Genomic DNA, 23,565 nt, shown 5'->3' with positions numbered 1-23,565 from the left:
GGATCGTCCAGGAAGTGCCCGAACTGCGCATTCTTGACGACCACCTTTGGCAAGCAGTGAAGGATCGGCAAAAAGAAATCCGCAAGCGTTACGTCGATGCGGATGGCAATGGCCTCCGCGCGACGCATCGCAAACGCTACCTCTTCTCCGGCCTGATCAAATGCTCACAATGCGGCGGCGGCTACTCTATTGCCTATCGCGACCATTTCGGCTGTTCGACGGTCAAGAACAAGGGCACGTGCTCGAACCACGCCCGCATTTCGCGAGCCGAGTTGGAGAGCCGTATCCTCGACGCGCTTCGTAACCAACTCATGGATCCGGCAATGTTCCGTGAGTTCTGCGAGGAATATACGCGCGAGATCAACCGCCTGCGAATGGAGGCATCGTCCGATATCGCCACCAAGCAAGCGGAACTCGAACGAGCCGAACGCGGTATCCGGAAGATCATCGATGCGATCAAGGAAGGCTACCGGACGCCCGGCATGAAGGAGGAACTGTTCGAACTCGAGGACCGCAAGGAGCACCTCACCAAAGAACTCACCTCTGCCGAAGAGCCACCAGCCCTCCTGCATCCGAACATGGCGGAGGAGTACCGCAAGCGGATCGACAGCCTGTTCGAGGCGCTGGACGACGAGCAAACGCGCCTTGAGGCTGGCGACGACATCCGCGCGCTGGTCGGGAGGATCGTGGTGTCGCCCGGGGCGGACGGCAATGTGGACCTGTTGCTGGAGGGCGACCTTGCCGGCATTCTGACGTTGGCGGCCGGACGCAAAACACCCGCCGATCCTGGGGATGGGCGGGTGCTGCTGTCGATGGTTGCGGGGGCAGGATTTGAACCTGCGACCTTCAGGTTATGAGTTTGCTCAGGGCTGTTTTCGCCATGCCATCCAAGCATACGATTCGGCCGCCATCTTCCGCATAAATACATGATTCTGTTGACATATTCCGCATATAAGACTACGATATTCTACGAATGAAGACGCAGTGATTTCGCCCCGATTGATTCCGATTTGATTCCGGGGCTCGCAGCGTTCACGAGGTGTTCCATGCCGAAGATCACGAAACGTTCCGTCGAAGGAGCAACCCCTGCCGATAAGGAGTTCTTCCTCTGGGACGACGAGTTGAAGGGCTTTGGACTTCGGGTCTATCCGTCCGGCCGGAAGATGTATCTGGCCCAGTTCCGGGCCGGAGGCCGACTGCGCCGTGTCAATATTGGCCTGCACGGCGCCCTGACCCCGGACTTGGCTCGTACCGAGGCAATGAAACATCTCTCCGACGTCCGGCTGGGCGGTGACCCAGCGAAGGAGCGGGATAGACGCAAGGCCTCGCCCACAATGAAGGAGTTCGGCCAGCGTTTTCTCGACGAACATGTCGCCGTACACTGCAAGCCATCAACCTACGGAGAATACAAGCGCTCGGTCGATCTGTTCATCGACCCCAAACTCGGCTCCCATCGGATCATCGACATAACGCGCGCCGACATTGTCGACCTGCATCAATCCATGAAAGCCACCCCCTATCAGGCCAACCGCACGCTCGGCGTACTTTCAGTCATGTTCTCCGTCGCCCATACCTGGGGTGTCCGCACCGACGGCGTCAATCCGTGCTGGAAGGTGAAGCGCTTCAGGGAAATCAAGCGGGAGCGCTATCTGACACCCGACGAACTGGCTCGCCTCGGTCAAGTGCTGCGCGATTCCGACAGCGAGCCCGAAGCGGTCAACTGCATCCGCCTTCTGCTTCTCACCGGTTGCCGGCTCGGCGAGATTCAAACCTTGAAGTGGGACTATGTGGACTTCGGCGCGAGCGTGTTGCGCCTGCCGGATTCCAAGACAGGTGCGAAGATCGTGCCTGTAGGACGAGTGGTCATCAATGTACTTAAGGCCATTTCGAAACTCGAAAACAACCCCTATGTCATCACAGGTCGGGTCGAGGGGCAGTATCTGACCGACATGCAGAAGCCGTGGCGCCGTCTGCGGAAACGAGCAGGCCTCAATGACTTACGCATCCATGATCTTCGTCACTCCTTCGCCTCGGACGCACTGCAACTGGGCCAGGATCTGACGATGATCGGCAAACTCCTTGGCCACACCCAAGTCCAAACCACAGCGCGATACGCTCACCTCAAGACTGATCCCATCCGCACAGCAGCCAACCAGGTATCAGAATCCATAGCTCTCGCGCTCTCAAAAACGGCGAAGCCACGCGCAGATGATACCGAGACGGCCGCCTAAATGTTCACGCGGCAGGTCGAAGCCACGCTATATTAGCGCTTCCTAAGCGCCTTGTATTTTGAGCTCTGGCGATTTTGATGGTTATGGACCATCAAAGACAAGAGCACCTATAATCTCTCTTGGACGAAGCACCGCCGGGTTCCGTAGTGGGACAGCCGCTGGCTGAAGGCCCAGGGCATCGATGCAAAATCGATCCACGACTAAGGAACTTAGTTGCTCGAACTGAACGATTTTCTTTTGAAGGCAGGCATTGTGCCCAACTCCGTCTTGGTCATGATGCATCGACCGACGGAGCCGGGATTCAGAAAAGTTCTGCCATGGTTCACCCCGGAACGCCCAGATGTTTTCAATGCCTATCAGCAGACGCAGGCGAACAAGTGAGTCGAAGCCGCGCTGGCCAGAGCCAGCTATCTGGCCTCGTTCATCGGTATGGAACCGGGAGCGGCCCATTTCGCGGATATCTAATCGGCAGAGTAAGCGTCCGGCGGCGGAGCCGACCTTGATACCGCGGTGATCGCTATGCGAGTTGGGACGCAATAGCGGGTGATCGTGTCCGCTTAGAATACGGGGACGCTTATCGTGACGTATGAGATCAGGCGCCAGCGGCGGCGCTACTCGGTGACCGTCCGGCGAAGGCGCCCTATCGCTCACGGTTCAGAGGAAATAAGATTAAAGAAAGAATACCCACACGAACGACGGCGCTGGAATGTTATCAGCAGTGGTATCTCTAGCGCGTACAGCCCTTCGCTAGATGACAAATTGCGGTCGGCAGTACGGACGGAGTCAACACTCACCTAGTCAAATTCAATGCCTGTTTTTCGAGAAACCCACGGTTCTGTTGACTGGGTTTCCAGAAAGTCAGTTTTCGGATCGCCTTAAAAGCCATCAGGATGACAACGCCTTATGATACACAAAGGTTTCACCTGATCCACCTGAGAAAGCCGCCACGATAGGCGAGTTGAAACTATCAATATGCTTGAAACCGAGATGCTCATAGAACCGGAAGTTCGATGACGCGTCCGTTTCCAGATAGAGATCGCTCTGACCATTTGTAACGCAATGGTCGATGAACGTCTCCAACAGAATCCGGCCTCCTCCAAGCCCTTGTGCGGCTGGCGAGATCACAAAGAGTATCACCTCACACTTTGTGCCCAAGTCAGGACTTCTCCGATCATGCTCAATGGCATTCTTCAGCCAGGTCCATTTGGAGACCAAACTGACACCTTTGAGAAATAGCAGCTCACCAATCATGGCCAGCTTGCCGAAGAATCCGGAATACCTTCCTTGGAAAAGCGGCTCGTCAGGCAGGCGCCCGAACAGAAACCCGACAACCTCCCCATCCACCTCAAGCCCAAAAGCCTTGCTGCTTTCGATCACGCTGCTCTCGACATAGAGCTTTGCCAGAAAGTCCGCCAAGATGTGCGGCGATACTCTTTCCGAAACTCCAAAGCTCAGCGCTACGATCTCGTAGCACTTCGGCAAGTCTGTAAAACGGAACGAACGAAGTTGGGGCGTTTTCTTGTCCTTGGATCTTGATACCATTTGCCTTGCTCTCTGAACCGCACCGGGTTTGCCGGAGGCTGGGTCTTGCGAGTCACGCCGCCATGGCGGGCTTACGGCTTTCGGCACGGTAGCGAAAAACTCAGCTCAGATCAGCGAAGCACGCGCTCACCTCGTTTCGAAACTAATTGTCAAATCAGTTTCGAAATTTGGACCAAACCGCGAACATCATAAACTCAACCTCACCGGACGATTACTCGGCAGAATGCGTTTCGGGAGATCAGGCGCCAGCACTACTTCGAGATAGCCGAGAATGTCGAACTCGACAGGCATGGCGCTTTCCGTCAGGCGCTCGAACAACGCCTTGACGGTCTGAATCGCTTCCTGGCCCGGCCCGAGGCCGAGCAACATGATCAGGATCGCGCTGCTTCGGCCAAACTGGATGCGATTGGACCACTGGCCGAAAAAGCCGGACGCGTCGGCCAACATCTGGAACAGAGGTCGCAGGCCGAACGCAAACCCGAAATTACTCGATGATCGCTGCCTTTTGATTCGTACTTAGCGGCGATTTTCTCTGGCTCATGTCTTGCGACGATATCGCCTGACGAAAGCGAGCACCTGTAACACACCGAGATTTATGAAGGGTACGGACCATATTCAGGCAGTTTAGCTTCCAGGATATGATGGTATGTCTGAAGCACGCTTTGTTCATCCAAGGGCACGTCTCCAATGATATCCTGAAGCTCTTTACTGAGGCCATTTGCCTTATCTGGTTGAACTGCCAGCGTCAGCAGCTCGGTGATATAAGTCTCGATTTCCTCCATGCGGTTGTACGGTAGGCGACCTGTGGGAAACAGAATGGTTGCAATCAGTGAACGGACCCCAAGACGGAGGTTGACGGCCTTGTTTGTTTGGTGCTCGGCAGTCGGCATAAAGGGATTGTCGAAGGCGTACTCCTCATCAAGCACATCGCCAACCACCATTTCAGCAACAAGCGGCGACATATGAACGCCTGTTCGATGTGTCGCGGTTGCGATGAAAAGGCCATCCAAATTTGTCTTTCCGCATAAAGGCGTGTCGAACTGAGAAACTGGCCGTAACCCGCTATGCATACTCTCGATTGAGACGTTTCGAAGGTTCGTATTCAGTTCGTTCTGGATTGCTTCAAACAAGGTGTGCAATTCACCAACGGTAGGCCCTTTGGGTAGGTTCTCATAGTCCATACCAAAAAGGTTGGTTGCCCCGAGATATAGGCGACCATTGGCCCTTGGGACCATGTGAATCCCGCATGAGAGAGCCCTGTTCGGCGTTCGAATAGTGTAAGGAAGCTCTGGCCCGTCAACAACAGTTACGCTAGATCCCCGGCCAAAGTAGAGCTTTGGTATCGCCAATCGGTCATCTGGAATAAGGCGTAAACTGTGAGCACCAGCACAAACTACGATTTTTGCGGCTGTCAGTGTGGTTCCGCTTTCCGTTCTGACCGTCCAACTCGCACCTTCTTGCTCGATCTTAGTAACCCTAAGGTCTTTTCGATCAACGCAATCTGAAGTAGAAATAGCAGCTTCCAGCGCGCTCAATAACTGAGCAGCATCAACTGCTTGCGCACTCGGTATGTAAAGCGCTTCATGGGCTCGGTATATGTAGTTCGGAACCAGGCCAACCACATCTTTTGGATCGAGCTCGTCGAAAGATTCTCCATATTCGGTCATTTGCTCACGCATGAGCTTGAGCTTTGCTTTGTCATGTTCGCCACCACTGTTACTGACGATGACAAAACCATTCTGATTAAATACTGGTTGTCCGCTTACTTCTTCTATCTCACTAAGCCAGTTAGGGAATTTCCTCTGACACTGCACTTCGAAATCGAGCTTGGCCGTGTCGCGTTCTGAGTGCAAAAATTCAATCTCGCCAAAGGCATCGATCATGGCGCCAGCAGCCCTCGTTGCGCCCTGAGTATCATCGGCTGGTGCAACGACGGCTGTCTTGACGTTCTTTTTTGCCAATACATATGAGACGCTTAGTCCAATCGCTCCAGCGCCCACAACAATAACGTCATACGATTGCACTGCCATCTGAGAACATCCTCTATCTGGAGTAAAACGGGAAGTTTACAGATGAAATATTATGCAACCGAGCGCAGAATCGCCTAGTTGATTAAGATTTCATGTGTTAGTGGAATTAACATGCCATGGTCACACTACCACCACTTTCAGCATTGCGCTCCTTCGAAGCTGCGGCTCGCCACCAAAACTTCACGAGGGCAGGCCAAGAGTTAAATGTAACGCATTCTGCCGTGAGTCAGCAGGTGCGGCGATTAGAGAGTTTTGTAGGCTGCCAATTGATCGTCCGCCATGGGAAGCGTCTGGATCTCACAGATCAAGGCAAGAAACTGGCTACTGATTTGTCGAAAGCTTTTGCCCTCATGCAAAGGGCAGTTCAAAGCATAGAAAATCAATCCCAGAGCTTGCCAGTGGCGATAAACATGACAGGCATGTTTTCAACCGAATGGTTAGCCCCCAGGCTCAACGAGTTCAAAAAAGCCTTTCCGTCGATTGAACTGATCATCAACACTCGGTTCGGAGCGGTTGATTTGATCGCGGGCGACATAGAGCACGGGATCAAGTATGGACGCGGAGATTGGCCCAACCTGGTCAGCGACCTGTTGGTTGCATCTCCTTATGTCATTGTCGCCAGCCCACGTCTGTTGGAAGGCAAAAAGATCAAGACACGAAACGATCTAACTGGTTTTCACTGGGTGCAAGAGTTCGATACAAGGGAAGTTCAGGAATGGATGTTCAGACATCGCCTGCCTGATCGAGAGAAGGTGCTGGTCGATTATTTGCCTGGCAACATGATTCTTCCTGCTGCCAGACGTGGCGCAGGCGTAGCTGCTACAGTCAGGCTCTTCGTGGAACAAGATATTCAGGACGGCTCGTTGGTCTTGTTGTTCGAAGAAGGAACCGATGATGACGGTCTTGGTTATCACTTCGTGTCACGTACACCCGTAAGACCGGCCAACGTCGAAAAATTCGTTCGCTGGATTAAGTCGACTATGAGCGGTCACAGCAGCCGCCAAGTACCAAGACGGGTTGGCTCATGAAAAAGGTATCAGTCAATCCCGTGTCGGTCCCAAGGCCACCGGTCGGTGCCAGTCGCGGGGCATTGGTAGAAGGTTCGTTGCGGCGGCTTTACATCAGCGGGCAAATACCGATCGATACTGACGGCAACATTCCTCATACCTTTGAGGGGCAAGCACGTTTGGCCTGGGCTCATATCTTGTCTGTCCTTGAGGAGGCCAATATGGACCTGAGTAATTTGGTCAAGGTCATCACCTATTTGTCTGATCGCAAATATGGCGACGAGAATAGACACGTGCGCGCTGAAATCCTTGGCTCACACGCGCCTGCGCTCACAGTCGTAATTGCCGGCATCTTTGATGAACGCTGGCTTCTAGAGATTGAAGCCTATGCCGAGGATTGATCAGGACCAGAAGATGACATGATCCGGCTGCACCTCTCCGAGGAATGTCGAAGCTGTCAGACGAGATCCGCAGGACACCTCCACCTCATGATAGTTGCGGCTGTTGAAGAGCACCATGTCTCCGGCAATCGGTGTGATGATCTTGTAGTCTGCCCCTTGAACCAGATCGCGTTGATATGAATAGCACCCTTCGACGTGCCCGATCTCTTCGTCTCGCGGCACCCAGGGGCGGTTATAGACTGTTGTGTGGCCACCTTCTTCCGGCTCGGTAAGGAACAGATTGATCGCGAGTTGAGCATCAACAGCCTCGATCTGCCAACCCGTGCCCGTAATCTCTCCAAAATCCGCATGAAGTTTTGCGGAATTATCGATCTGGCGGATTGTTCCCGCAAAATATGATCCCCACCCCGCTTCTTCGGCAATGGCCGAGCTAACGGCCAAATCGGCTCTCAACATATCCATGAGGCGCACAATCGGGTTAAACTCAGCGGCTTCATAAATCTCGTTGCAGGTTAGCTGCGCGTCCATGGCACTGGAGAAATAGTGCTGCTTGGCTTGAGCGCCCATTTCGTGGGATTCGAATTGTGAAGGCCCTATTTTCAAGATTGGTGGGTCCAGTTGCTCATAGGCGCCGAATTTCGTCTGAGCCACCACTGACGCAATCCGCTCACATTCTTCTGGTGAAGCGAAATTCTTAATACGGATTACAGGAATCACATTATCCAGCAGTTTTCGGAAGTTAACCTTGGACAATGTCTGATCTCGATGCGTTTCCCACGCCATATGAGGTGATGAGGGGATCCCGTATTCGTTGATCGTGGAAGTTAAGTCAGTGTGTTGTGACATGACATTTCCTCTTCGGTTGCACTCTCCTGATGGCTGTAGAACTTCTAAATTGATGCCGGTCTATGCAGCGCAATACCAATAATGACTAAGCTGACACCGATCAGATCCCGTACTGTTGGAATCTGCGCAAGTACAATAGCGGCGATTACCGTTGCCATGGCTGGAAGGATTGAAAGCATTAATGCAAATGTCGCGCGTGGAAGCCGCGTCATTGCAAACTGGTCACAAATATAGGGGATTACGGACGAGCATATCCCAACCCCAATTCCTGCAAGGATCAGCAGTGGTTGATCGACTATGTTGACAACGTGCTGAACACTGAACGGAAAGCAAATAAGAAACGCAATCCATATGGCAGCACTGATCAGTTCTATTCCTTGACCGACACCGGCCTGCGCGGCTCGGTGGCCGAGTATGATGTAAAGAACGAAGAAAACAGTGTTGATCACGGCCCAGATCAGACCCGTTGCGTCAAATGTGGGCTGGACATTGATGAGGATAAAGACGCCAGCAACGGCGACGATAAGCGCGATCAGGTTTCGCTGAGTACGCACACCATAGAGTGCTAGGCTGATGAATCCCAAGAACTCGATGGCTGCAACCAGGCTCATCGGAAGCCGCTCGAGGGCGAAATAAAATGATGTGTTCATGCCGGCAAAGCTGAGGCCAAGACCGAAAAGCAACCAGCGCCCATTGTTGCTGGCCGACAACACGGTCTGTAAGGGCTTCGTCACCAGCCCTAGCGTCATTGCCGCACTTGCCATCCGAAGCCATATCACGCCAAGGACGCCAACATATGGGAACAACATGACTGCAAAGGATGGTCCGAGATAATGGAATATCGAACTGACACCAAACCAAGCATGAGGCGGAACGGTGTTGGCAATATCGTTCAGCCGATTTCGATTTCCTTCTAGCACGCGCAAAACAACCTTCGGTCTCAGCCCTTATTTTCACAGCTTGGTATCACAACCTCCTGATTGGACTGTCCGAAATCATGTTCCAATTGTTAGCTACGCTAACAGTAACGACCGTAATGCAATCTGTTGGTATCGCTATCTCACAGCCGCACGATCCTGATTAGCGACATCTAAGAGGGAAAAACGACGGTTAATCTGATTGGCAACCGAGCGTTTGTGAAAAGATCAGAGCGCCTTATCCTATCAGGGCCTCACAATGGATTATCTCTGGACACACAGCGCCTAGCCGAACCTGACCTATGATAGCCAGGCTGTTCAGCACTAGATCGAACGGATTTCCAGCAAAGCCGGCCAACTGGCAGGCTTGCGGGAGGCCTTGAGCGATCAGGATCGCTTCGAGACCTTTATTCAGGAAGTCACCGCCGAAACCGTCAACTCCTTCGCCATTGAGGACGAGGTTCGGGATCCCGAACAGGTAACGGCATCCCTGATTGCCTCCATGCGTGCCAATGACCAGCAAGCAGCCGGCGGTCAGTATCGTCATGTCGCCGATGTCATGATCGACGTCCGCAATACCGAACGGCCCTTGAGCGTTGAACAGCTCAATGACTGGCATGCTTTGCTGTTCCAACGCGAGCCGTTCATGAAGGATGTGTGCCGCTTAAGAAGCGATGAAATGCAGGTGGTGACGATGAAGCGCCACGAAATACGCGTGCAAAAGCGCTTGCCGAACGATGGCTCCGTAATCCCTGATCTTCATTCACTTGGGTATAGAGGCTGGCGTTTCGAGTTCGCCCATCGAGCTGCAATTAAATCAATGGGTCGCTAACCGGAACTTCCCAGATCGCGACCTGGAACTCGTGGGGAGGGGAAGGCCTTCCCCTGCGGCCGAGCCAAGGTCTCGGCCGACCCCTTCTGCGGGGGGAGTTCCCCCCGCAACGCCCCCCCCTTTTGAGAGTAAGAGTGCGGACGAGGATTGCCGTGACGGGTTGAAAGCCGGGAGAGAGGCTTCCGGCGCCCGCCGCGGAGTATCCCGTGATGTCCCGACCAAAATCCCGATCCCGGTCCCAGGCAAAGAGCGACCGGACAAACCTCTACGACGAAATCACCGACAAGATCATCGCCGAGCTGGAAGCCGGCTCCGTGCCCTGGGTCAAGCCCTGGGGCCGTCCCGATGTCGGCGCGCCGCTCGGCATGCCGGTCAATGCAGCCACCGGTCGGCGCTACAGCGGCATCAACGTGCTGATGCTGTGGGGCGCGGTCGTCGAGACCGGCTTTGCCTGCCAGAGCTGGCTGACGTTTCGCCAGGCCATGGCGCTTGGCGGCCATGTCCGCAAGGGCGAACGCGGCAAGACTGTGGTCTATGCCGACAAATTCGTTCCCGACGATGAACGCAAACGCACCCGCGAGACCGGAGACGATCCGCAGGCGATCCCGTTCCTCAAGCGCTTCACGGTGTTCAACATCGAGCAGTGCGAAAGTCTTCCCGACGATGTGACGGACGCTGCCCCACCCGCCGAAACCGATCTGATCCTGCCACAGGCCAGGGCTCTGATCGACGCCACCGGAGTGGATGTTCGCATCGGCGGCAACCGGGCCTTTTATGACGTCACCCATGATTATGTCTGCGTGCCGCCGCCACAAGCTTATTTCGAGCCAGTCGACTGGCACAGAACGGCGCTGCACGAATTGTCGCACGCCAGCGGTGCTTCGCACCGTCTCGGCCGCGACATGTCCGGTTCGTTCGGTTCGAGGAAATACGCGTTCGAGGAACTGATTGCGGAAATCGCAGCCGCCTTCGTCTGCGCTTCGCTGGGCATTGAGCCAACGGTCCGCCATTCGGACTACATCGCCGAGTGGTTGAAGGTGCTCAAACAGGACAATCGCGCCATCGTCCGGGCGGCCAGCAAAGCAAGCAAAGCCGCCGACTATCTGCTTTCCTTCGCATCAGACGCCGCGAACGTGATTCCCGAGCAGGTGCGGGCGGCGGCATCATGACCCCGCCGGCGTCCAATCGAACATGCGAAGCGGTTGTTTCGCATGTTCGGGATCCCGTCCTGTGCCGATTCCCGGGCTTCCCGGTTCAAGCGTCGGCGCGACGTCCAGAGAGGAAGAGGAAGGAAAGGGATTTCCCGGCGGATTGGCAGGTCGAGAGAGAGGCTTTCGACCGTCCGTCACGGAGAAGTCTCATGACAAAATCGAAGAAGATCACCCTCAGCGCCTCACGCGACATTCCCCTCAACAAGCTCGTGTTGAGCCAGGCCAATGTCCGCAAGATCAAGGCCGGCGTCACGATCGAGGAACTGGCCGAGGACATCGCGCGGCGCACGCTTCTGCAGAGCCTCATGGTGCGGGCCGTCATCGACGAGAACGGTGCGGAGACCGGCATGTTCGAAGTGCCGGCCGGCGGCCGCCGGTTCCGGGCGCTCGAGCTCTTGGTCAAGCAGAAGCGGTTGGCACGCAACGCGCCTGTTCCGTGCATCGTCCGCACCGAGGGCCTGTCGGAAGAAGACAGCCTCGCCGAGAACGTCCAGCGCGCGCCGCTGCATCCGCTCGACCAGTTCCGCGCTTTTCAGGATTTGCGTGAAAAGGGCCAAACCGAGGAGGAAATCGCAGCGGCCTTCTTCGTCTCGGTCGGTGTCGTCAAGCAGCGGCTGCGTTTGGCCGCCGTGTCACCCAAGCTGCTTGATGTCTATGCCGAAGACGAGATGACGCTCGACCAACTAATGGCGTTCACGGTCAATCCCGACCATCAGCGCCAGGAGCAGGTGTTTGAAGCCATCCAGCGCTCCTATTCCCGACAGCCCCACGAGATCAAACGGATGCTCACCGAAGGCGCCGTTCGGGCCTCCGACAAGCGGGCACAGTTCATCGGCATGGAAGCCTATGAAGACGCGGGTGGCACGATCCTGCGCGACCTGTTCCAAACCGACGATGGCGGCTGGCTTCAGGATGCAGCCCTGCTCGATCAGCTTGTGCTGTCGAAGCTCGACAAGGAGGCCGAAGCCATCCGTGCCGAAGGCTGGAAGTGGCTCGAGGTGGCGATCGGTTTCCCCTATGGCCACACCTATGATCTACAGAGGATCGTCGGCGAGGCGGAACCGCTCACCAATGAGGAGCAATCCACACTCGACGCCCTGAAGGCCGAGATCGACCAGCTTGAGGAGCAGTATGCAGAGGCCGAGGAGGTTTCTGATGAAGCCGACGCCCGCTTCTCCGAGCTCGAGGCGGCGATTGCGGCTTTCGAGGAAAGGTCGATGGTCTATCAGGACGACGAGAAGGCCTGCGCCGGTGTCTTCGTCAGCATCGATGGCAACGGCACCCTGCGGGTCGAGCGCGGTTATGTTCGCCCTGAGGACGAGGCGCCCGTCGCATCGGATAACGATGCCGCCAGCGGTACTGTCGACGCGAGCCCGTCCGGCGAAGCCGCCGCCAGCGTTGGCAACGGCGCCGTCGCACCCAGCGAAGATGAGAACGACGGTGACAAGTCCAGCCCGCTGTCAGACCGGCTCGTCACCGAGCTAACCGCGCACCGCACGGTGGCCTTGCGCGATGCCGTGGCCAACAATCCGAACATCGCCTTCGCGGCGGCACTTCATGCCCTCAGCCTCAAGCTGTTCTACCGCTACGGTCTGGAATCGTGCCTCGAACTCCAGCCGACCAGCGCAGTCTTTGGATCGCGCGCGCCGGGGCTGGAAGACACAAGCTACGCCAAGGCGGTCGAAGATCGGCACAAGGGCTGGGCGGCGAAACTGCCAAAGGATGCCAACGATCTGTGGAACACAATCCTGGCATTCCAGCCTGAAGACCGTTCGCATCTTTTCGCCCATTGCGTCTCGCTCACCGTCAATGCGGTGCGCGACAGCTACAATCCGCATCCGAAGGCCATCGCCCATGCCGATCAGTTGGGGCAGGCCGTCGGCCTCGACATGGCCGAACGCGGCTGGACGCCCACGGTCGACAATTATCTCGGCCGCGTCACCAAGGCCCGCATCATCGAGGCAGTCGGTGAAGGCGCCGGCACACATGCCGCGCAGTTGATCGGCCATCTCAAGAAAGCTGACATGGCCAAGGAGGCCCAACGGCTCCTTGCCGATTCCAACTGGGTGCCCGGACCGCTGCGGCTTCCCTACATGGAGCAGCCGTCCGATATGCTAGACGACGACACGGACGCCTTGCCGGCATTCCTCGCTGACGACGAGGACTTGGCCGGGAACAACGGCCAGGACAAGCCGGAAGCCCTGGTCGCCGCCGAATAGCGCAATCGCGGGGCGGCCCGCGCCGCCCCGTTTCCTCACCATCATGTCACGAAAGCCCGGCCGACGCGCCGGGCTCTTTTCATTCCAGGAGTCTCAAATGACCAACTATTTCACCCGCTTCTCGTGTCTGCTCGATGTCGGCACGCCCGACAACGCAGCCCGTGCGCTCGATCTATACAACCGACTGTCCAAGGGACCATACATCGGAAGATCCGCCGTCCGACGGCTTTCTCCTGTCGATCGTACCCGAACATGGCGGCATCCGCCTCTGGATGCGCGAGGCGTGACCGGCTCACCACGCTACGTCATCTGCGCCGTCGGCCGCGATGATGCGGATTACGTCTTCACGCCCTTCGGTCATCTGGCCGACGGCAATCCCTACAAGGCCTACCTGTCGCCAGCACCAGAGGCACCGTGACCGCCCCCGCTATATCTCTGATCAGTCTACGACCGCGCGTCACCTCTTCTCGCTAGACAGGCAAGTGGACGGACCAAAGGCAGACTGCGACAGCGCAATCATGCCCGGCGGAATCGGGGCATTATGGATACAGCTGAACCAAGGGACCGCAGCACTTCTTGAATTTCTTGCCGCTTGTACAAAAACACGAGTCATTGGGCCGTGTCGCTCGGGCAAGATCCACGAACACCGCGGCCAAGCTGTTCTGTATGTCGCGCCCCAACGCCGAAAGATAAGATCGCTCAAGCGTAACTTGGCTGCCTGTCGAGTTGTCCTCTATCGCCTGCTGCAACCTGCCTGCAGCAGCTATCCAATCGTCCACACTGGAAAACTCTCCAAGACTTCGCTTGATGTTGATCCGGCGCTTTTGAGAGGCAAAGTCATATGTCTGCGTCGGATCCGGAAGAAAGAGAATTCGCTGCTCTCCGCTTATCGGCGGCGTTATGTCGACCAGCGTGCCGTCTTTCTCCCAAATCGCATGATGCTCGGCTTCCACGAAGACGCGTGGCCACTCCCAGATAAGCCAGCCATAGACGAGTGTCCCACCCTCGATTGCGACTTTGGCAGCTACATTGTTGAAGCATTCCGAACGCACTGCGGCGGCGTCCGGCGCAACCGGCACGTAGACCGGGACATGTTTCGGATTAATATCGTGACAGAACACCTGGACCGCCGAATTTGGCCATTCCGGCGTTGTCGTGAAGTTCTTTTTGAAAAGATCGGTGCTGATCGCGGGCAAGGCGCACGTCCATTGAGCGATTTCGAGAATCCATCACGGTCGAGGAATGACGATAACGGTCTCGATACCTAACTCACCAGTTCTCTGTTCAACCCTCTTTATCGTCTCTTCCAAGCGCATATCGAACGGCCCTGATCCGCCCCAGTCCTTCTCATCGCTGACGAAGAAGTAGCCTTTATCCATCCTGGGTAGGCCGTCCTGATGCACATGCACCACGATGTGTCGTTCCGACGGCATGCTTGTTTCTGTCCAGAGAATAGAGACCATACCACCCCTCGGAGAATCGTTGTTCCTATTCCGTTCGCATACAAATATAACATCTTCTGCTTCGACTTACACGGAAGTTCTCGGCGTTCTATTGCTTGAGGCCACAGTGCATGTCGAACTGCAAGCGTTTCAGTCAACGACTTCGAGACTAATCGACGATGCTCGTGACACCATCGGGTTCGATTCATTGATTCGTTCGGCAGGGCGAGGAGGCAAATGGAGATCCAGGCCAAGACCATAGAGGCGATTTGGCAGGCCTTGCAAAGGCCGGCTCCGGTGACGCCTCGCCGATCGAATGCGATGGACAAACGCATTGCGGAAGAAGGATGGGTATCGGACGCCGAGTTGGAGGACTATCTGCTTTCACAGGATCGCCGCCTCGATCCCCCGGCAGTCATTGAGCTCAAAACGCTCGCAGCAGCATTGAATCTGCCATCTCGTTGGGTGTTCCCGCGACCGGCACGGCGAAATGACGAGTTTTACGGCTTTCAGAAGCTTTCGGCCGTCGACGCGACCGCTCTCTGCATCTGGCTGGAGAGGCTGGGCTTCAGAATCGATGTCTCCGAACTATGCGATCGCCTCTGCGGGCGACTGGCGACTTCGCCCTACGTGACCGGCGAAGAAATCTCTATTCTTTTCTACCAGGAAAACCGCCACCGATTGGAACCCGTCATATTGACCACACCCCATCGCGAATGGAACGGCCAGAACACAACGCGATTCAAGGCACCTCACGGCTATCGGGTGGAATATGTGGCGGATACTGACGGTCAAGCACTACGGCTGACGGTCCGGGCGCCCAAGTACCGCAAGCGTGCCGAACCCAAAGCTGTCGAATGCCCGGACTGCGGCATGACCTATGTCCAAGGCTCCCGCACCGACGAGCAGTCGCATCGGTTATTCCACCGCAAGCGTTTCTCGATAATCGAGCCTCGACCCCATAGGCGTTTTATCCAGGCGCGAGAACGGGATCTAGATGCCGGATGGGTTGGCGCGGCTTCTCCGAAATGGAAGCGCCAGGAAATGTATGATCGAGCGCTCGAGTTCAAACACGAACTCGGATACGACTTTCCGCAATGGGCTCTTGATGCTGGTCACGACCCCGACGCTGTCGGATTTCTGTTCTCCGATGATGATGGACGCATCATCGGCGCTTGTTCCTTCCGGCCACAGAGCCATCCGGGTGAGAGACCTTGGCGACTCGACTGGATCTGGCTTTGTCCGAGCGCACGCCGAAAAGGGCACCTCGACCGACAATGGGCTCGCTTTCGGCAGCGCTTCGGGGTGTTCGATGTCGAGCTACCGATTTCGGAAGCGATGCAGGCCTTTCTGAGAAAGCGCGGCTGCGCCGATTTGATCCGATAAAGGGGCCTTCGGGGCGGTTCGAGTGAGAGGTGGGCCGAGACGGGTTTGAGCCGGAGTAGCTGAGAGAGAGCAGGCGCCGGTTCGTCCCGTTCCCGCTCTCCTGAAAGGCCCTTCCATGTCCCGCCCATCGCCTGCCGCGGCGTCCGCCGCATCCTCCCCGCACGTCCCGGCGCCCTATTCGCCCGCCGCGACCGCCAAGGCCGCTCGCCTTCTTCTCCTGTACCTTGAACGCGGATCGCCGGTCGATGCCGCAACCCTTCGTGCCGCCATGGAGACCGCCTTCGGCGCATCCGATGCCAGCGGCGCCTGGAACTGGAAGACCGGCTATGACGCCTGCGAAGCGGCGACCATCCTCTTCCTGCGCAAATACGCAAAAGCACTGAACCGCAAAGCCAGATCTCCGGCTCAACGGCTCGCGCTTCTGGAAAAGATCGCAGGTCTTCTTCCAAGCCATACCCGCCGCTCCGAAGAAAGCCAGGCGCTTCAGCAGTTTTCGACCCCGATCGCCCTGGGCCATGTCGCCGCCACCGCAGCGATGATCACCAAGGCCGATCATGTGCTCGAACCGTCCGCCGGCACCGGTCTGCTTGCGATCCTCGCCGAACTCTCCGGCGCTTCGCTCGTCTTGAACGAACTGGCCGAACGCCGCGCTCAGTTGCTGTGCGAGCTCTTCCCCGGTGTGTCGGTGACGCGCTTCGACGCCGCGCAGATCGACGACCATCTCGATCCGGCGACCCGCCCGTCCGTCATCCTTATGAACCCGCCCTTTTCCGCGATGGCCAACGTTTCGGCCCGTATGCCGGATGCGGCACGCCGCCATATCGCCTCGGCGCTGGCCCGTCTCGCCGATGGCGGCCGCCTGGTCGCCATCACCAGCGCAAATTTTGCCCCGGACGCGCCCGTATGGCGTGATGCCTTTGTCGCACTCCAAGAGACTGGCCGTGTTGTGTTCACCGCGGCAATCAAGGGGGTGGCCTACGCGCGCCACGGCACGACGGTCGACACGCGCCTGACCGTTATCGACAAGTCGCCCACCAACGATCCGTCACGCTTTCCGGCATCGCAGGGCACCGCCGAGGACGCAGCCACGCTGCTGCGGTGGATCACCGAGCAGGTGCCTCCACGCCTGCCAGTCGCGCCGTCCGCCCCCGATCCGGCGACGGGTCGATCGCCTGCGTTGCAGCCGCGCCGGCAAAAGCCGAAGCCGTCCGGGCCTCGAACAGGCGTCGAGCCGCAAGGCACGGTGCTTACCTACCAGACCATCGACTGGACACCGCAAGACGGTGGGCAGATCACCGAAGCCCTCTACGAAGAATACCGATTGCAGTCGATCCGTATTCCCGGCGCGCAACCCCATCCGACGAAACTCGTGCAATCGACGGCCATGGCCTCGGTCGCGCCGCCCCGACCCAGCTATCGTCCGCATCTTCCGCAACACATCGTCACCGACGGCATCCTGTCCGATGCCCAACTGGAATCGGTAATCTATGCCGGCGAAGCCCATGCCGGCCATCTCGCCGGATCGTGGATCGTCGATGAAACCCATGATCTGGTCTCGGCCGCGCCAGACGATGCCGAGGGCGTCGTCCGCTTTCGACGGGGCTGGTTTCTGGGTGACGGCACCGGCGCAGGCAAAGGTCGCCAGGCCGCCGGCATCCTGCTCGACAATTGGCTCAAGGGCCGGCGTCGTGCGGTATGGATCTCCAAATCCGACAAGCTGATCGAGGATGCGCAACGCGACTGGTGTGCACTCGGTATGGAACGCTTGCTGGTCACACCGCTCTTCCGCTTTCGCCAGGGGACTGACATACACCTCGAGCAAGGCATCCTATTTACCACCTATGCCACGCTACGCTCCGATGCCCGCGAGCAAAGGGTTTCGCGCGTCCAGCAAATCGTCGACTGGTTGGGCTCCGACTTCGACGGAGTGATCATATTCGACGAAAGCCATGCCATGCAGAATGCCGCCGGTGCGGCCGGCGAACGCGGAGATCAGGCCGCCTCGCAGCAGGGTCGCGCGGGATTGCGCCTCCAGCACGCGCTGCCTGATGCGCGCATCGTTTATGTCTCTGCGACGGGCGCAACCACCGTCCACAATCTAGCCTATGCCCAACGGCTCGGCCTTTGGGGCGGCCATGATTTTCCATTCGCCACACGCGCCGAGTTCGTCGAGGCGATCGAAGCCGGCGGGGTCGCGGCCATGGAGGTGCTGGCGCGGGACCTTCGTGCGCTCGGCCTCTATCAGGCGCGCTCGCTCTCCTATGACGGTGTCGAATATGAGCTGCTCGAGCACGCGCTGACCTCCGAACAGGTGCGCATCTATGATGCTTATGCCGGGGCATTCGCCATCATTCATAACAACCTCGACGCGGCGATGCGCGCGGCCAACATCACCGGCGCCACCGGCACGCTCAATGCGCAGGCCAAGGCCGCCGCGCGTTCCGCCTTCGAAAGCGCCAAACAGCGCTTCTTCTCGCATCTGATCACCGGCATGAAGACGCCATCGCTGATCCGCGCCATCGAGCGCGATCTCGAAGACGGCCGCGCCGCCGTGATCCAGATCGTCTCGACCGGCGAAGCCTTGATGGAGCGGCGGCTCGCCGACATTCCGACCGAGGATTGGGGCGATGTCCAGGTCGACATCACGCCACGCGAATATGTCCTCGACTATCTCGCCCACTCCTTTCCGGTCCAGCTCTACGAACCCTTCACCGACAGCGAGGGCAATCTTTCCTCGCGTCCGGTCACCCGCAACGGGCAGCCCGTCCAGAGCCGCGAGGCCGTCGCTCGGCGCAACCGGCTGATCGAACAGCTCGCCTCGCTCGCACCCGTGCCCGGCGCGCTCGATCAGATCCTGCAGCATTTCGGAACGGACATGGTGGCTGAGGTCACGGGCCGGTCGCGCCGCATCGTGCGCAAAAGCACGCCCAACGGCATCGGCCGCCTTGCTGTCGAGAACCGCGCCGGGTCTGCCAACCTATCCGAAACCCAAGCATTCATGGATGATGCCAAGCGCATCCTCGTCTTTTCCGATGCCGGCGGGACGGGGCGCTCATATCATGCAGACCTCGGCGTAAGGAACCGGCGGCTACGCGTCCATTACCTTCTCGAAGCTGGATGGAAGGCCGACACGGCGATCCAGGGTCTTGGCCGCACGAACCGCACCAATCAACAGCAAGCCCCGCTGTTTCGACCGATCGCAACCAATGTGAAGGCCGAACGGCGCTTTCTCTCCACCATCGCCCGGCGTCTCGACACGCTCGGCGCGATCACCAGGGGACAGCGGCAGACCGGCGGCCAAGGCCTGTTCCGGCCCGAGGACAATCTCGAAGGGCCTTATGCGCGCGACACCCTGCGCCAGCTCTATCTGTTGCTGGTCGGCGGCAAGATCGAGGGCTGCTCGCTCGACACCTTCGAGGCATCGACCGGGCTTTCGCTGACCGACGATTGCGGGATCAAGGACGAGTTACCGCCGATCACAACCTTCCTCAACCGCTTGCTCGCACTGACCATCGATCTGCAGAACGTCCTGTTCGCCGCGTTTGAAGACCTGCTGACGGCCCGGATCGAAGGTGCGATCGCGGCGGGCGTCTACGATGTCGGCCTCGAAACACTTACCGCCGAACGCTTCACGGTCACCGACAAGCAGGTGATCTACACCCATCCGGGCACGTCCGCCGAGACCGCGCTACTCACAATCGCACGGCGCGAACGCAACCGTCCCTTGCCCCTCGATGATGCGCTGGGCCGCCTGGCTGATCCGCGCGCGGCGCTGCTCATCAACGCCCGATCGCGCCGAGCCGCAGTGCAGGTGCCGACCACGGGAGTCATGCGCGAAGATGGCAGCGTGGAGCGCCGTGTGCGATTGATCCGGCCGATGGAGCAATCTGCTTTACCGATCGCCAGCATGGCAGAGACCCATTGGTGCCAGGCCGATCCTGACACCTTCGCCACGGCCTGGCTGGACGAACTAGCGGCCGTTCCGGCCTACACCGACAGCACGATCCACATAGTGTCGGGTCTCTTGCTGCCGATCTGGAAACGCCTTCCGACCGACTCCACCCGGGTCTATCGGCTTCGGATCGACAGCGGTGAACGGATCGTCGGCCGCAAGGTCTCGGCAGCATGGGCCGCCACTGCCATTCAGAGCGGCGGTACGGGCCTGTCGCCCGGCGATGCGTTCAACGCCTTGACCGAAGGGCGCATCGTGCTGGAGCTCGCGGACCGCCACCAGTTGCGCCGCGCAAGGGTCATGGGCACGAACCGGATCGAGCTGACTGGTTTTGCCGACACGACCCGCGACCGGCTGAAGGCCGATGGCCTGTTTGCCGAGATCATCTCCTGGAAGCTGCGCCTGTTCGTTCCGACCGACGCGAACGGTCCAGCCATTCTCACCAAGCTCTTCGATCGCTTTCCCATCGAGCGCATCGCCGAGCGGGAGGAGGCATGATGACCGAGCGTAGCGCAGCCGAGCTGGCACGCCGTCTCGCCCGGAACGCCGAGGCGGTATGCCGTCACTATCTGCCGAACGGTCGACGCGAGGGCCGCTATTGGATGATCGGCGATGTCCGCAACACGCCGGGGCGCTCCATGTATGTCCGGTTGAAGGGGCCGAAGACGGGCAAAGGCGCGGCCGGCAAATGGACCGACGCGGCCACAGGTGAACATGGTGATCTTCTCGACCTCATCCAGGATAGCTGCGGATTGGTCGACTTCGCCGATGTGGCCGCCGAAGCCCGGCGGTTCCTCCGTCTGCCGCAAACCGAGCTGCAGACGGAGCGCCAAACACCATCTTCCAGGGCACCCTTGGGTTCACCAGAGGCCGCGCGACGCCTGTTTGCCATGGCACAGCCGATCGCCGGCACGCTCGCAGAAACATATCTGCGCGGACGCGGCATTACGGCTTTGTACGAAACCGTAAACCTGCGCTTCCATCCCCGCTGCTACTATCAGCCGGACGCCTTCTCAGAAACCGAGACGTGGCCGGCACTGATTGCCGCAGTTACCGATCTCTCGGGCACGATCACCGGGGCGCATCGGACATGGCTCGATCCTGACGGCTTCTCGGAATGCAATCTTGGAAAAGCACCAATCGCCCGACCACGAAAGGCGATGGGCAATCTGCTGGGTAATACCGTCCGGTTCGGCAGTCCCCGTGATGTCATGGCAGCCGGCGAAGGCATCGAAACCATGCTGTCGTTGAAGCTCATCCTACCGACCTTGCCGATGGCGGCTGCTTTGTCGGCAACCCATCTTGCCGCCATGCTGTTTCCGCCAACCTTGCAGCGCCTCTATATCGCCCAGGACAGCGATCCGGCCGGTGACGGTGCGATGGAGACCCTCGCCAAGCGCGCAGGCGAAGCCGGCATCGAGGCGACCCCCCTGTCGTCGCATCATGGGGACTTCAATGAGGATCTGCGCCGAACCGACGTCGAAGCACTTCGGTGGGCCGTGCGAGTGCAGATCGCCCCAGACGATGTCGACCGGTTCATGATTGCCCCGGACGCGGTCGGCAAGCGGGTGGCGTCAGGTTAGCGCGCCGGTCATCGGGTCGGTGTGGGTGCTGCAGCCCTTTCCGGCACGAGCCGCGACCGTGGCCTTCTGAGAGGGCGAACGGACGGCAAACGGCACGGACCGGCAATGGCGGCGACCGGTTCTTTTCCGGCGGCGGCCAGATCAACCGGTGCGACCAGTCGCACGAGACGCTTGATCTGACCGCCTTTCCATCGCGAAGCAAAAGAACCGGTCGCCGCCATCCTTCGCTGGCGCTGCGGCCCTTTCGGGTGCCGCTCCGTCCCGCCCGCCGTCTTCCGTCGCCACGAAGGCCGCGACGGTCGCGGTCACACCACAAAGGAGCAACACATGTTCACCGATCGCCACGATGCCGATGACGAACTGCACCACACCGCATCCCCTACCGACATCGTCTGCGCCGAACTGGAACTCTTCGGTCACCGTCCACCCGAAGGCGAGGCTGATCCACGCGATGTGCCCGAAGACAGCACGATCCAGGGCGCCGTTGCCGATATCTTCGACGCCCTCGTTGCCACCATGGCCGACACCAGCCTCGACCATGACCTCGACGAGTTGCTCTGGTCGACCGTCAACATGTTCCACCATGCCATCGGCCGGATCGAACGCAAGCTCGACGACAATGAACAAGCGCAAAAGCGCGGGCAGCGCGAACAGGACGGTTCGGAGGTCAAGGCCGTTGAACTTGAACGCCTCATCTCCTTCGGCCAATCCCTCATCGAACGCCGCGATAGCCTGGAGGTCTTCCGCGACTGCGCAGCCGACCACTATCTCCGCCTGACAGGATCGCCCTGGTCTCAGCGCTCGGGATCGCGGGTCAATCACCGCCACCTCACTTCGGCGATGATCGACAGCCGGGATTTCCTCGCCGCGAAGAAGCGTGCGGACACCGAGGTCCATCTGCCGCCGGGTCCGAAGATCGCCTTCACCGGCGGGCTCGACTTCAACGATCACTGTCTGATCTGGCAGACGCTCGACAAGGTGCATGCCAAGCACCCCGACATGGTGCTTTTGCACGGCGGATCGCCCCGCGGCGCCGAACTCGTTGCAGCCAAATGGGCCGAAACCCGCAAAGTGCCCCAGATCGCCTTCAAGCCCGACTGGACCCGGCACGCGAAAGCCGCACCGTTCAAGCGCAATGACCGCATCCTAGAAGCGCTCCCCATCGGCGTCATCGTCTTCCCTGGCACGGGCATTCAGGACAATTTCGCCGACAAGGCTCGAAAGCTTGGCATCAAGGCGTTCGATTTCCGCAGGAGGGCTGGTCCATGACCGGCAATCCCGCATCAATGACCGAGAGCTCAATCGCAGTGACATGTCACGCCTTTTCGACAGGCAAAGTGTTCCACCGCCACCGGTGTTTTCGCTATACTGCCGCTGTGCCAGGATGGTGGTGGGCGCAACTGTTCAGCATCCTTGCTCGGAGCCATCGGCCATGATTGTCCTCAACGCCCTCCTTCTCATCACCGTGATCGGCTTTCTCGTTTGGCTGGTGTATACGCTCGCCATCTACGCACTACCCTTGTTCGCCGGTGTCGCCGCCGGCCTTTGGGCGCATGAAACAGGCGCTGGGCCCATTGGCGGATTCATCGTCGGCGTCGCAGCGGCCGGCGGCGTCCTGATCGTCGGACAGCTTGTCTTCACCTTCGCAAGACCGCTTTGGGTCCGGCTGATTATCGGGCTCCTGTTCGCCGGTCCTGCCGCCGTAGCCGGCTACGCTGCCACGCACGGCGTTGCCGAACTCGTCATGCCATCTGAAGGCTGGCAGATCGCGTTCTCGATCCTCGGCGCCATAGCCGTCGCAATTGCGGCAATGTTTCGTATGGCGGGTCCGGCCTCGACGGAGACCGCATGAACCATCCGTACAACCTGTTTTCTTTGCGCATTCAGATCCGGCATTTGATCCTTGCCAGCAGGCGTTGAAGCCGGCTTTTGGGTCATTCGGTTTCCATTGCTGTTCAGGCCAGTC

The 23,565-nt window shown here is 58.6% G+C and carries 20 protein-coding genes and 1 pseudogene; 14 read left to right on the top strand and 7 right to left on the bottom strand.

From position 1 onward, the window contains the following. From AC5E6N_RS14500 to AC5E6N_RS14490, 3 genes are all read left to right on the top strand, one after another. Positions 1-857 (top strand): recombinase zinc beta ribbon domain-containing protein (locus AC5E6N_RS14500; RefSeq protein WP_491748473.1); only part of this gene is annotated, 857 nt, incomplete at its 5' end. Positions 858-1,046: 189 nt separating this feature from the next. Continuing rightward, positions 1,047-2,231 carry a tyrosine-type recombinase/integrase gene (locus AC5E6N_RS14495; RefSeq protein WP_491748472.1) on the top strand — a complete coding sequence of 395 codons (1,185 nt, stop codon included), beginning with the start codon at positions 1,047-1,049 and terminating at the stop codon, positions 2,229-2,231. Between the two features lie 213 nt (positions 2,232-2,444). Then, positions 2,445-2,612, top strand: coding sequence for a hypothetical protein (locus AC5E6N_RS14490; protein ID WP_491748471.1), 168 nt, complete (start codon positions 2,445-2,447; stop codon positions 2,610-2,612). Positions 2,613-3,116: 504 nt separating this feature from the next. Here the strand turns inward: AC5E6N_RS14490 and AC5E6N_RS14485 are convergent. From AC5E6N_RS14485 to AC5E6N_RS14475, 3 genes are all read right to left on the bottom strand, one after another. Then, positions 3,117-3,773, bottom strand: coding sequence for a GNAT family N-acetyltransferase (locus AC5E6N_RS14485; RefSeq protein ID WP_491748470.1), 657 nt, complete (start codon positions 3,771-3,773; stop codon positions 3,117-3,119). A gap of 186 nt (positions 3,774-3,959) precedes the next feature. Continuing rightward, positions 3,960-4,220 (bottom strand): hypothetical protein, encoded by a 261-nt coding sequence (locus AC5E6N_RS14480; RefSeq protein WP_491748469.1) that lies wholly within the window; start codon positions 4,218-4,220, stop codon positions 3,960-3,962. Positions 4,221-4,366: 146 nt separating this feature from the next. Then, a complete protein-coding gene (locus AC5E6N_RS14475; protein WP_491748468.1) occupies positions 4,367-5,803 on the bottom strand; it encodes an NAD(P)/FAD-dependent oxidoreductase in 1,437 nt (478 codons plus the stop codon). 116 nt (positions 5,804-5,919) lie between these two features. Here AC5E6N_RS14475 and AC5E6N_RS14470 point away from each other — a divergent pair, with 116 nt between their 5' ends. Both AC5E6N_RS14470 and AC5E6N_RS14465 read left to right on the top strand, forming a co-directional pair. After that, entirely contained in the window at positions 5,920-6,831 is a 912-nt protein-coding gene (locus AC5E6N_RS14470) for a LysR substrate-binding domain-containing protein (protein ID WP_491748467.1), read from the top strand. Then, a complete protein-coding gene (locus AC5E6N_RS14465) occupies positions 6,828-7,211 on the top strand; it encodes a RidA family protein (RefSeq protein ID WP_491748466.1) in 384 nt (127 codons plus the stop codon). Before AC5E6N_RS14470 ends, AC5E6N_RS14465 begins: the two co-directional genes overlap by 4 nt. Here AC5E6N_RS14465 and AC5E6N_RS14460 read toward each other — a convergent pair whose 3' ends face one another. Together AC5E6N_RS14460 and AC5E6N_RS14455 are read right to left on the bottom strand one after the other, a co-directional pair. Then, a complete protein-coding gene (locus AC5E6N_RS14460; protein ID WP_491748465.1) occupies positions 7,212-8,057 on the bottom strand; it encodes a 2OG-Fe(II) oxygenase in 846 nt (281 codons plus the stop codon). It abuts the gene before it with no gap. A gap of 44 nt (positions 8,058-8,101) precedes the next feature. Then, the gene (locus tag AC5E6N_RS14455) at positions 8,102-8,977 is read right to left on the bottom strand and encodes an EamA family transporter (RefSeq protein ID WP_491748476.1); all 876 of its coding nucleotides are present in this window, start codon (positions 8,975-8,977) and stop codon (positions 8,102-8,104) included. A gap of 325 nt (positions 8,978-9,302) precedes the next feature. Between AC5E6N_RS14455 and AC5E6N_RS14450 the strand changes: the two genes are divergently transcribed. The 4 genes and pseudogenes from AC5E6N_RS14450 (at position 9,303) to AC5E6N_RS14435 (ending at position 13,654) form a co-directional block, all read left to right on the top strand. Beyond that, positions 9,303-9,806, top strand: a complete 504-nt coding sequence (locus AC5E6N_RS14450; RefSeq protein ID WP_491748475.1) for a DUF4172 domain-containing protein — start codon at positions 9,303-9,305, stop codon at positions 9,804-9,806. Between the two features lie 209 nt (positions 9,807-10,015). Further along, on the top strand, positions 10,016-10,975 hold the full coding sequence (locus tag AC5E6N_RS14445; RefSeq protein ID WP_491748464.1) for an ArdC family protein: 960 nt from the start codon (positions 10,016-10,018) through the stop codon (positions 10,973-10,975). Between the two features lie 191 nt (positions 10,976-11,166). Next, positions 11,167-13,236 (top strand): ParB/RepB/Spo0J family partition protein, encoded by a 2,070-nt coding sequence (locus tag AC5E6N_RS14440; protein WP_491748463.1) that lies wholly within the window; start codon positions 11,167-11,169, stop codon positions 13,234-13,236. A gap of 97 nt (positions 13,237-13,333) precedes the next feature. After that, positions 13,334-13,654, top strand: a pseudogene (locus tag AC5E6N_RS14435) (DUF6117 family protein). Positions 13,655-13,775: 121 nt separating this feature from the next. Here the strand turns inward: AC5E6N_RS14435 and AC5E6N_RS14430 are convergent. Together AC5E6N_RS14430 and AC5E6N_RS14425 are read right to left on the bottom strand one after the other, a co-directional pair. Continuing rightward, positions 13,776-14,432: an SEC-C metal-binding domain-containing protein gene (locus tag AC5E6N_RS14430; RefSeq protein WP_491748462.1), complete on the bottom strand. Its 657-nt coding sequence runs from the start codon at positions 14,430-14,432 to the stop codon at positions 13,776-13,778. Between the two features lie 33 nt (positions 14,433-14,465). Further along, positions 14,466-14,615, bottom strand: a complete 150-nt coding sequence (locus AC5E6N_RS14425; protein WP_491748461.1) for a hypothetical protein — start codon at positions 14,613-14,615, stop codon at positions 14,466-14,468. Between the two features lie 300 nt (positions 14,616-14,915). On the opposite strand from AC5E6N_RS14425, the gene AC5E6N_RS14420 reads away from it, so the two are divergent. The 5 genes from AC5E6N_RS14420 (at position 14,916) to AC5E6N_RS14400 (ending at position 23,451) form a co-directional block, all read left to right on the top strand. After that, a complete protein-coding gene (locus AC5E6N_RS14420) occupies positions 14,916-16,064 on the top strand; it encodes an ESCO family N-acetyltransferase (protein WP_491748460.1) in 1,149 nt (382 codons plus the stop codon). 115 nt (positions 16,065-16,179) lie between these two features. After that, positions 16,180-20,514: a strawberry notch-like NTP hydrolase domain-containing protein gene (locus AC5E6N_RS14415; RefSeq protein WP_491748459.1), complete on the top strand. Its 4,335-nt coding sequence runs from the start codon at positions 16,180-16,182 to the stop codon at positions 20,512-20,514. Further along, complete coding sequence (locus tag AC5E6N_RS14410; RefSeq protein WP_491748474.1) at positions 20,514-21,599, top strand: DUF7146 domain-containing protein; 1,086 nt, start codon at positions 20,514-20,516, stop codon at positions 21,597-21,599. Before AC5E6N_RS14415 ends, AC5E6N_RS14410 begins: the two co-directional genes overlap by 1 nt. A 327-nt stretch (positions 21,600-21,926) precedes the next feature. Next, a complete protein-coding gene (locus AC5E6N_RS14405) occupies positions 21,927-22,868 on the top strand; it encodes a DUF2493 domain-containing protein (RefSeq protein ID WP_491748458.1) in 942 nt (313 codons plus the stop codon). Positions 22,869-23,031: 163 nt separating this feature from the next. Further along, complete coding sequence (locus tag AC5E6N_RS14400; protein ID WP_491748457.1) at positions 23,032-23,451, top strand: hypothetical protein; 420 nt, start codon at positions 23,032-23,034, stop codon at positions 23,449-23,451. Positions 23,452-23,565: the final 114 nt, after the last annotated feature.

Source organism: Hoeflea sp., assembly GCF_984452065.1.
Note: the sequence above shows the minus strand (reverse complement) of the source record. Positions and strands in the feature narration are given on the sequence as shown.